Origin of the sequence: Salinisphaera sp. (assembly GCF_035690525.1) — a bacterium.
Taxonomy (GTDB): domain Bacteria; phylum Pseudomonadota; class Gammaproteobacteria; order Nevskiales; family Salinisphaeraceae; genus Salinisphaera.
The window spans coordinates 1-9,612 of sequence record NZ_DASSKM010000186.1 but is presented as its reverse complement, the minus strand read 5'-3'; the positions used below and the strand labels follow the sequence as shown (position 1 = coordinate 9,612).

Annotated in this window: 7 protein-coding genes and 2 tRNA genes; 8 read left to right on the top strand and 1 reads right to left on the bottom strand. The window is 62.6% G+C overall.

What is annotated here, in order from left to right; genetic code table 11:
* Positions 1-220 precede the first annotated feature (220 nt).
* Positions 221-296: transfer RNA gene (locus VFJ08_RS14450), tRNA-Asn, on the bottom strand.
* Positions 297-463: 167 nt separating this feature from the next.
* Here VFJ08_RS14450 and uvrB point away from each other — a divergent pair.
* The 8 genes from uvrB to pheT all read left to right on the top strand — a co-directional run.
* Entirely contained in the window at positions 464-2,482 is a 2,019-nt protein-coding gene (gene uvrB / locus VFJ08_RS14445) for an excinuclease ABC subunit UvrB (RefSeq protein ID WP_324997927.1), read from the top strand.
* Between the two features lie 138 nt (positions 2,483-2,620).
* Positions 2,621-2,697, top strand: a tRNA-Val gene (locus tag VFJ08_RS14440).
* Between the two features lie 113 nt (positions 2,698-2,810).
* Positions 2,811-4,718 carry a threonine--tRNA ligase gene (gene thrS / locus VFJ08_RS14435; protein ID WP_324997926.1) on the top strand — a complete coding sequence of 636 codons (1,908 nt, stop codon included), beginning with the start codon at positions 2,811-2,813 and terminating at the stop codon, positions 4,716-4,718.
* A 109-nt stretch (positions 4,719-4,827) separates the two neighbouring features.
* Complete coding sequence (infC, locus tag VFJ08_RS14430) at positions 4,828-5,367, top strand: translation initiation factor IF-3 (protein WP_324997928.1); 540 nt, start codon at positions 4,828-4,830, stop codon at positions 5,365-5,367.
* Positions 5,368-5,446: 79 nt separating this feature from the next.
* Positions 5,447-5,605, top strand: coding sequence for a 50S ribosomal protein L35 (gene rpmI, locus VFJ08_RS14425; RefSeq protein ID WP_349257026.1), 159 nt, complete (start codon positions 5,447-5,449; stop codon positions 5,603-5,605).
* Between the two features lie 71 nt (positions 5,606-5,676).
* Positions 5,677-6,030, top strand: coding sequence for a 50S ribosomal protein L20 (gene rplT, locus VFJ08_RS14420; protein WP_324997924.1), 354 nt, complete (start codon positions 5,677-5,679; stop codon positions 6,028-6,030).
* Between the two features lie 240 nt (positions 6,031-6,270).
* Complete coding sequence (gene pheS, locus VFJ08_RS14415; RefSeq protein ID WP_324997923.1) at positions 6,271-7,272, top strand: phenylalanine--tRNA ligase subunit alpha; 1,002 nt, start codon at positions 6,271-6,273, stop codon at positions 7,270-7,272.
* A 9-nt stretch (positions 7,273-7,281) separates the two neighbouring features.
* Positions 7,282-9,612 (top strand): phenylalanine--tRNA ligase subunit beta (gene pheT, locus VFJ08_RS14410; protein ID WP_324997922.1); only part of this gene is annotated, 2,331 nt, incomplete at its 3' end.

Below are 9,612 nucleotides of genomic sequence, written 5' to 3'. Positions count from 1 at the left end.
CGGTCACGCGTCGAAATCGAACTCGACGATCCCCTGGTCGATACGACGGATCTGGAGAACGTCCTCACCGCGCCCGATTAGATCTACTGCCGCGGTTTGACCAAAAGCCGGACGTCGACATCGCCCTTTCAAGAGAACAAGTGGCGTCTATCAAAGCGCGCTGGTTTTGGACACGCATAAAAAAGGGTTGCGGCATCTGCTCGCAACCCTTTGTTTTATCTGGCTCCCCGGGACGGGCTCGAACCGCCGACCTAGTGATTAACAGTCACCCGCTCTACCAACTGAGCTACCGGGGAATCTCTTCACCGCAAGGCGGCGAAGGTTGCGTATCGTAGGGGATGAAATGCCGGTTGGCAAGCCTAGTCGGCCGGCTTAGCCGGTGCCGGCGCGCTGCATCGACGGAAGAGTCCGGCGCGTAATCCATACCTTGCAAACACCGGCGGTCGGGCCAATGGTTGGGGCCATGAGTAACGAACTGCAACTCAAAGCGGATTGGGCGCCCGCCGGCGACCAGCCGGGCGCGATCGATGGTTTGGTCGAGGGGCTGGAGGACGGTCTCGCGCATCAGGTTTTGCTCGGCGTGACCGGCTCGGGCAAGACGTTCACCATGGCCAACGTCGCGATGAGGGCTGGCCGGCCCATGCTGATCATGGCGCCGAACAAGACGCTGGCCGCCCAGCTCTACGGCGAGATGAAGGAGTTCTTCCCGAACAATGCGGTGGAGTACTTCGTCTCCTATTACGACTATTATCAGCCGGAAGCTTATGTGCCGTCGTCGGACACCTTCATCGAGAAGGATTCGTCGATGAACGAGCATATCGAGCAGATGCGGCTGTCGGCGACCAAGGCGCTGATCGAGCGGCGCGATACGATTGTGGTGGCCTCGGTGTCGGCGATTTACGGTTTGGGCGATCCGCAGGCCTACTTCGCCATGGTGCTGCATCTCGACGAGGGCGAGACGATCGGCCAGCGCGACATCGTCAAGCGCCTCACCGAGTTGCAGTACACCCGCAACGACATGACGCTGGAGCGCGGCACGTATCGCGTGCGCGGCGAGATCATCGACGTGTATCCGGCCGAGGCCGAGGAGGAGGCGGTGCGAATCGAGCTGTTCGACGACGAAGTCGAGCGGTTATCGTACTTCGATCCGCTGACCGGCACCGTCAGCCGCAAGGTGCCGCGGCTGACGGTCTATCCGAAGACACACTATGTCACGCCGCGCAACCGGATCGTCGACGCGATGGATTCGATCAAGCAGGAGATGCGCGAGCGGGTGAAGTATTTCGAGTCGCGGAATAAGCTGATCGAGGCCCAGCGCATCGAGCAGCGCACGCTGTTCGATCTCGAAATGATCAACGAAATCGGTTTCTGTTCCGGCATCGAGAACTACTCACGGTATCTATCCGGCCGCGAACCGGGCGAGCCGCCGCCTTGTCTGCTGGATTACCTGCCGGATGACGCGATCATGGTGTTGGACGAGTCGCATGTGACCGTCCCCCAGATCGGCGGCATGTACAAGGGCGACCGGGCGCGCAAGGAAACGTTGGTCGAGTACGGGTTCCGGCTGCCTTCGGCGCTGGACAACCGGCCGCTGAAGTTCGAGGAGTTCGAGCGGGTCGCGCCGCAGATGATTTATGTCTCGGCCACGCCGGGGCCGTATGAACTGGAGCACACCGACAACACGGTCGAGCAAGTGGTGCGTCCGACCGGCCTGGTGGACCCGGCCGTCGAGGTGCGCCCGGCGGAAACCCAGGTCGACGATCTGCTCTCGGAGATCCAGACCGTCATCGTCAAGCAACAGCGCGTGCTGGTTACGACGCTGACCAAGCGCATGGCCGAGGACCTGACCGAATACCTGCACGAAGCCGGCGTGGCGGTGCGCTATCTGCACTCGGACATCGATACGGTGGAGCGCAGCGAGATCATCCGCGATCTGCGGCTCGGCGAGTTCGATGTGCTGGTCGGGATCAACTTGCTACGCGAGGGGCTGGATATTCCGGAGGTCGCCCTGGTGGGCGTGCTGGACGCCGACAAGGAGGGCTTCCTGCGCGCCGAGCGCTCGCTGATCCAGACCATGGGGCGCGCGGCGCGCAACGTCGAAGGCCGGGCGATCCTGTATGCGGACCAGATCACCGGCTCGATGCGTCGTGCGATCGACGAGACCGAACGCCGTCGCGCCAAGCAGATCGCCTTCAATGAGGCACACGGCATCGAGCCGCAGACCATCCGCAAGGCGGTGGCCGATGTCATGCGCCACGGCTACGAGGACTACAGCAAGGTCAAGGAGAAGAAAAAGGTCGCCGAGGTCGGCGCCGATTACGCCAAGATGTCGGCGACGCAACTGGCCAAGGAGATCGACAGGCTCGAAAAACAGATGTTCAAGCACGCCGAGAATCTCGAGTTCGAGGAGGCCGGCAAGGTCCGCGACCGGATCGCCAAGATCCGCGAGCACGCGCTGGAACTGCCGGCCAAGGCGGGTTGATTCGTCGACGCGGATTTTTCTTTAAGTTCATCCGCAGATGCACGCAGATAAGAAGATAGGGTACGAAGCGATCAACGGTGCGTGACTAAAAAACGGTTGCTTGGACCGCTAAACGTCGGTATCTTTCGTGTCCTCGTTAGGCGCGTAGCTCAGTTGGTTAGAGCGCTACCTTGACATGGTAGAGGTCGCTGGTTCGAATCCGGCCGCGCCTACCAGACATCGAATCAGCCGTCGGCTGCCGCCTGCGGCTTTTTTATTTCCCGCGGCCCGCAACGGGTCGGCCATGCATGCGGCCCTTCGTATCGGCCGCCACTGACAGGACAACGCGATGCCCGCCATCACGCTTCCCGACGGTACCGTCAAGCAGTTCGACCACCCCGTGAGCGGCATGCAGGTCGCCGCGTCGATCGGCGACGGCCTGGCCAAGGCCACGCTCGCGGCGCGCATCGACGGCGAATTGGCCGATGCCTCGGTTCCGATCGAGCACGACGCGAAGGTCGAACTCGTCACCGCGCGCGAGCGGGACGGCCTGGATATCATCCGCCATTCCTGCGCCCACCTGCTGGGCCAGGCGCTGAAGACGATGTACCCGGACGTACAGATGGCGATCGGGCCGGTTGTCGAAGACGGCTTCTACTACGACATTCGCATCGGCCGCGCGCTCACGCCCGAGGATCTCGAAGCGATCGAGGCGCGCATGCACGAACTCGCCAGACGCGATCATGAAGTGATTCGCGAGGTGGTCACGCGCGACCAGGCGCTGGCCACGTTCGTCGACCGCAACGAGCCTTATAAACAGGCGATCGTGCGCGAAATTCCGGAAGACGAGACCATCGCTCTGTACCACCACGAAGGCTACGTGGACATGTGCCGCGGTCCGCACGTGCCGAACTCGCGCCATCTGCGCGCCTTCAAGCTGATGAGCCTGGCCGGCGCCTATTGGCGCGGCGACTCCGATAACGAGATGCTCACCCGCATTTACGGCACCGCCTGGGCTAACGAGAAGGATCTCAAGGCGCATCTGGCGTTTCTGGAAGAAGCCAAGAAGCGCGATCACCGGTTGCTCGCCCGCAAGCAGGATCTCTTCCATATTCAGGAAGAAGCGCCGGGCATGATTTTCTGGCACGACCGCGGCTGGCAGATATATCTGCAAATCACCGAATACATCCGCGCGCGCCTCAATCGCGAGGGCTACAAGGAAGTCCATACGCCGTCGCTGATCGATCTCTCGCTGTGGGAGAAATCCGGCCACGCCGAAAAATTCGCGGACGACATGTTCATCACCGGCTCGGAAGACCGTCAGTTCGCGGTCAAGCCGATGAACTGCCCCGCGCACGTGCAGATCTACAACCGCGGACTGAAAAGTTACCGCGATCTGCCGCTACGGCTGGCCGAGTTCGGCTCCTGCCATCGCAACGAAGCCTCCGGCACACTGCACGGGCTGATGCGCGTGCGCGGCTTCACGCAGGACGACGCGCACATCTTCTGTACCGAGGGCCAGATCGGCGAGGAAGTCTCGAAGTTCATCGATCTGCTCTACGAGGTCTATGCCGACTTCGGCTTCGACGAAGTGCTGATCAAGCTGTCGACGCGCCCGGAAAAACGCGTCGGCTCCGATCATATATGGGACAAGTCCGAAGCGGCGCTGCAGAAATGTCTGGAAGACAAAGGGCTGGATTACGAACTGCAGCCGGGCGAGGGTGCTTTTTACGGCCCCAAGATCGAGTTCTCGCTGCGCGACTGTCTGAATCGGGTCTGGCAGCTTGGCACCATGCAGCTCGATTTCTCCATGCCGGAGCGGTTGGGCGCCGGATACGTCGATGAAAACGGCGATCGGCAGATGCCGGTCATGCTGCATCGCGCGATTCTCGGATCGCTCGAGCGCTTCATCGGCATTCTGATCGAACACTACGCGGGCTCGATGCCGGTATGGCTGTCGCCGGTGCAGGCGGTGATCCTCAATATCACCGACGCCCAGGCCGGCTACGCCGCCGAGCTGGCCGATACGCTGCGCGATGCCGGCCTTAGGGTCGATACGGACTTGAGAAATGAGAAGGTCGGCTACAAGATCAGAGAGCACACGATGCAACGCGTGCCTTATCTGCTGGTGGTCGGCGATCGCGAGTTGGCCGATGGCGCGGTAGCCGTACGAACTCGCACGGGCGAGGATCTCGGCGTGATGCCGATCGCCGATTTCGTCGAGCGGGCGACCACACAGATCAAGAATCGAGATTAACTTAAAAGCCGGTGGAACACGCGCGATCTTTTATATATAATCGCGCGCTTTACGCCCGTCGAACCGGTCGGCTGGGCGTGACGCCGGCTTAGCAAGGAGGACGTCGACAATCGCTGCTGCACAAAAAGATCGCAGAAACGAGGCGATCACTGCGCGGGAAGTTCGAGTCATCGATCCCGAAGGTGAACAGGTTGGCATCATGCCGATCGAACAAGCGCTGGCCAAGGCCGGCGAATACGATCTCGACCTTGTCGAGGTGTCGCCGAATGCGAGCCCGCCGGTAACCCGGATCATGGATTATGGCAAGCACGTCTTCGAAAAGAAGAAGACGCAGCAGGCCGGCAAGTCGAAGCAGAAGCAGACGCAGCTCAAGGAAGTGAAGTTTCGCCCCGGAACCGACAAGGGCGATTACAACATCAAGCTGCGCAAGCTGAAAGAGTTTTTGGAAGACGGGGACAAGATCAAGATCACGCTGCGTTTTCGTGGTCGCGAGATGGCCCACCAGGAACTCGGTATGGAATTGATGGAGCACGTTCAGTCCGACCTCGAGGAATGGGCGTCGGTTGAACAGCGGCCGGAAATGCAGGGCCGTTTAATGACGATGGTCATGTCCCCGTTGAAGGGCGTGCCCCGAAACAGCAAGAAATAGCGGCCTAACCGCCTACAGTCCGAGTCGAGAAGAGAGTCGTATGCCCAAGATCAAGACCAATCGCGGCGCCGCCAAGCGTTTGAAGCGCACCGGCAGCGGCAGGCTCAAACGCAGTCGCGCCTTCGGCAACCATATTCTGACCAAGAAGGCGCCCAAGCGTAAGCAGCGTCTGGCCAAGGGCGCGCTCGTCGACAAGGCGGATCAGCCGTCCATGGAGCGCCTGCTGCCCTACAAGTAGGCGCGACCGATCAACCGCAGCGCGCCTATTAGGGCGCGCTTTATATCAGATTCACCACAGGAAGCGCGAAAATGGCACGAGTCAGTCGCGGCGTGGCGGCCAAGGCCCGCCACAAGAAAATTCTCAAGAAGGCGAAAGGTTACTACGGTGCGCGCAGCCGCACGTTCCGGGTGGCGAACCAGGCGGTCATCAAGGCGGGCCAGTATGCCTATCGCGACCGCCGCAACCGCAAGCGCGATTTCCGCTCGCTGTGGATTACGCGTATTAGCGCGGCGGCCAAGGCCGAAGGCATGTCCTACAGCACGCTGATGAACGGCCTGAAGAAGGCCGGTATTGAACTGGATCGCAAAATCCTGGCCGATCTGGCCGTGCGCGACAAGGCGACCTTTAGCGCTGTTCTGGAGCAGGCGCGGGCCGCCCAATAGCCGCAATCGCTCGCGCCCAGCGCGTCCTAGGCGATTGATAGTGTTCGAAAGGGAAAGGCCGCTGCCTTTCCCTTTTTGTTTTATTGCTCCGGCGATAAATAGACAAGCTTTTCGGAGTAATGAAGGTGGGCCGCTTCGGCTCGCCCGCGGCGAAATCGCAACACATTGCGTATTTCGTCACCGACTTGTATATGGGCGTCTGATACCGCAATTTCGAGACGGCCGGGGAGGGCCGAGGGCATGACGAGTGAACTCGAGCAGCTGCGCGTGCGCGCGGTGTCCGATATCGCAGCGGCCGAGGACCTACGCGCGCTCGATGCGCAGCGCGTTGCCCTTCTGGGCAAGAAGGGCGAAATCACGACCCGCCTGAAATCGCTCGGTACGTTGTCCGCCGAGGAGCGCAAGTCCGCCGGCGCGGCGATCAACGCGCTTAAGCGCGAACTGGCCGAGGCCATCGAGACCCGCCGGCACGAACTCGAGGAGCGACAGTTCGCCGAGCGCATGGCGCGCGAGTCGATCGACGTGACGCTGCCCGGGCGCGGCGAGCGGCCGGGCGCGATTCACCCGATCACGCTGACGCGCCGCCGCATCGAGGCGTTGTTCGTGCAACGTGGGTTCGAAGTGGTCGAGGGCCCGGAGATCGAGGACGACTACCACAACTTCGAAGCGCTGAACGTGCCGCCCGACCATCCGGCGCGCGCGATGCAGGATACGTTCTATCTCGACGCCGGCCGGCTGCTGCTGCGCACCCACACCTCGCCGGTGCAGATCCGTACCATGGAACAACGCCAGCCGCCGATTCGCGTGATCGCGCCCGGCCGGGTTTATCGGCATGATTCCGATCGCACGCACAGCCCGATGTTCCACCAGGTCGAAGGCCTGTATGTGGCCGGGGACGTCAGCTTTGCCGAATTGCGCGCCGAGCTGCAGTCGTTTCTCGAAGCGTTCTTCGATGCCGAGCTCAAGCTGCGCTTTCGGCCGTCGTATTTTCCGTTCACCGAGCCGTCGGCCGAGGTCGATATCGATGGCCGGAGTCTCGGCACCGGATCGGGTTGGATGGAGGTGCTCGGCTGCGGCATGGTCCATCCCAACGTGCTCAAGGCCGCCGGTGTCGATGCGTCGCGTTATACCGGCTATGCCTTCGGCATGGGCATCGAACGGCTGGCCATGCTGCGTTACGGCGTGACCGATTTGCGGCAGTTCTACAGCAACGACCTGCGCATGCTCGCGCAGTTCGCATAGGAAGGCGTCATGAGGATCAGCGAGCAGTGGCTGCGAGAATGGGTCCGGGTCGAGGCCGACGTCGATGCCATTGCCGAGCAGCTTACGATGGCCGGCCTGGAAGTCGATGCCATCGAGCCGGCAGCGCCCGATTTGGCCGGGATCGTCATCGGTGAGGTGGCAAACTGCCAAGCCCACCCCGACGCCGACACGCTTCATATCTGCGATGTCGATACCGGCGCCGAGCGCCGGCAGATCGTCTGCGGCGCGCCGAATGTCGCGGCCGGGGCGCGCGTTCCGGTGGCGACCGTGGGCGCGCGGCTACCGAACGGGATGAAAATCAAGGCGGCCAAGCTGCGCGGTGCGGCCTCGAACGGCATGCTGTGCAGCGCGGCCGAACTGGGGTTCGGCACGGATGCGGGGGGGCTGTGGCTGCTGCCGTCCGAGGCGCCGGTGGGTATGGCGCTCGCCGATTATCTGGATACGGCGGACACGATTATTGAAGTCGATCTCACGCCGAATCGCGGTGATTGCCTGAGCATGCGCGGCGTGGCGCGCGAAGTCGCGGTCGCCTTCGGGTCCGAGCTGAGCGAGCGCGAGCCGGAAGCGCCGCCAGTCCGCATCGAACAGACGCCGGACATATCGATCGAGGCCGAGGATCTCTGCGCGGCCTACGCCGGCCGTCAGGTGCGCGGTATCGACCCGAACGCCGCGGCGCCGGTCTGGATGCGCGAACGGCTACGCCGGGCCGGCATCCGGTCGATCAATCTACCGGTCGATATCGGCAATTACGTGATGCTGGAGACCGGCCAGCCGATGCACGCGTTCGACGCGGACAAACTGGTGGGCGGCATCCATGTGCGTCGGGCCGCGGCCGGCGAGCCGATCGTCACGCTCGACGGCCAGGCGGTCGAGTTGCTTGCCGATACGCTGGTCATCGCCGACGATACCGGCCCGGTAGCCATCGCCGGCATGATCGGCGGCGAGCGCACGGCGGTGGATGAAACCACGCGCAACATTCTGTTCGAGGCCGCCTGCTTCACGCCGGCCGCGGTCGCGGGGCAGGGGCGCCGTTACAAAATTCATACCGATTCGTTGCACCGCTTCGAGCGCGGCGTCGACCCGATGCTGCATGTGCGCGCGCTCGACCGCGCGAGCGCGCTGCTTATCGAATTCGGCGGCGGTCGTTGCGGCCCGGCTGTGGTGGCCGAAGGGTGGCCGGTCTGGCCAAGCGATCGCCGTATCGAACTGCGCGGCGGGCAGATCGAACGCCTGCTCGGGCAGTCGATTCCCGGCGATTTCGTCGAAGCGGCGCTCACCGGCCTCGGGGCCGGGTGCGAAAAAACCGGTGAACAGGTCTGGTGTGTCGCGCCGCCAAGCTGGCGCTACGATCTGGCGATCGAAGCCGATCTCGTCGAGGAAGTGGCCCGGGTCTACGGCTATGACCGGCTGACCGCCGACGCCGGCGGCATTGAATTGCCTCCGGCCCGCGTTGGGCATACGTTGGCCGAAGCGACGGCGCCCGGCGAGGTGCTGCGCCAGCGCGGTTATCATGAAGCGATCACCTACAGTTTTGTCGAGCCGGCGTTGCATGCCGAATTGACCGGCGCCGCAGACGCGCTTGCCCTCGATAATCCCATTTCCGATCAAATGATCGTGATGCGGCGTACGCTTTGGGCCGGCCTGCTTGGGTCCTGGGCGTATAATAGTCGCCGTCAGCAGTCCCGCGTACGTTTGTACGAGCAGGGGCTGCGCTTTTGGCCGGACGCATCCGCCGAGCATGGCATGGCGCAGGTCGACACGATCGCCGGCCTGGCCGCGGGTGCCGCTGAACCGCCGCACTGGGACGGCGTTGCCCGCGAGCTCGACTTCTTCGATCTGCTGGGCGATGTCGAAGCGCTGTTCGCGCGGGCCGGTCGGGCGCCCGTTTTGCGCGCGGAAAAACACCCGGCGCTGCATCCGGGCCGATCCGCACGGATTTATGTCGAAGATCGGGCTGTCGGCTGGATCGGCCAACTCGCGCCCGCTTTCGGGCGGCGCTACAAGGGGCAGAATCTGCCGTATCTGTTCGAGATCGATAGTGACGCGCTTGATGCGAGCCGGTTGGTGCGGTACGAGCCGCCCTCGGACCAGCCGCGGGTCGCGCGCGACCTTGCACTGGTCGTGCGCGAAGAAATTACCGTCGGAGAACTGATGGCAACAGTCAACAATTTGAACGAAGCCTTGATTCAGTCCGTGGATGTTTTCGATGTCTTTCGCGGCGGAGCGCTGGAAGCCGGGTTCAAAAGCGTTGCTTTAAGCTTGAATTTCCAAGATAAAACGAGCACGCTTGAAGATAGGACGGTTGATCGGGTCATGGTG

Bases quoted from the DNA above. Each gene is read 5' to 3' on its own strand.
- uvrB (WP_324997927.1), top strand. From the start codon at position 464: ATGAGTAACGAACTGCAACTCAAAGCGGATTGGGCGCCCGCCGGCGAC.
- thrS (WP_324997926.1), top strand. From the start codon at position 2,811: ATGCCCGCCATCACGCTTCCCGACGGTACCGTCAAGCAGTTCGACCAC.
- rplT (WP_324997924.1), top strand. From the start codon at position 5,677: ATGGCACGAGTCAGTCGCGGCGTGGCGGCCAAGGCCCGCCACAAGAAA.
- pheS (WP_324997923.1), top strand. From the start codon at position 6,271: ATGACGAGTGAACTCGAGCAGCTGCGCGTGCGCGCGGTGTCCGATATC.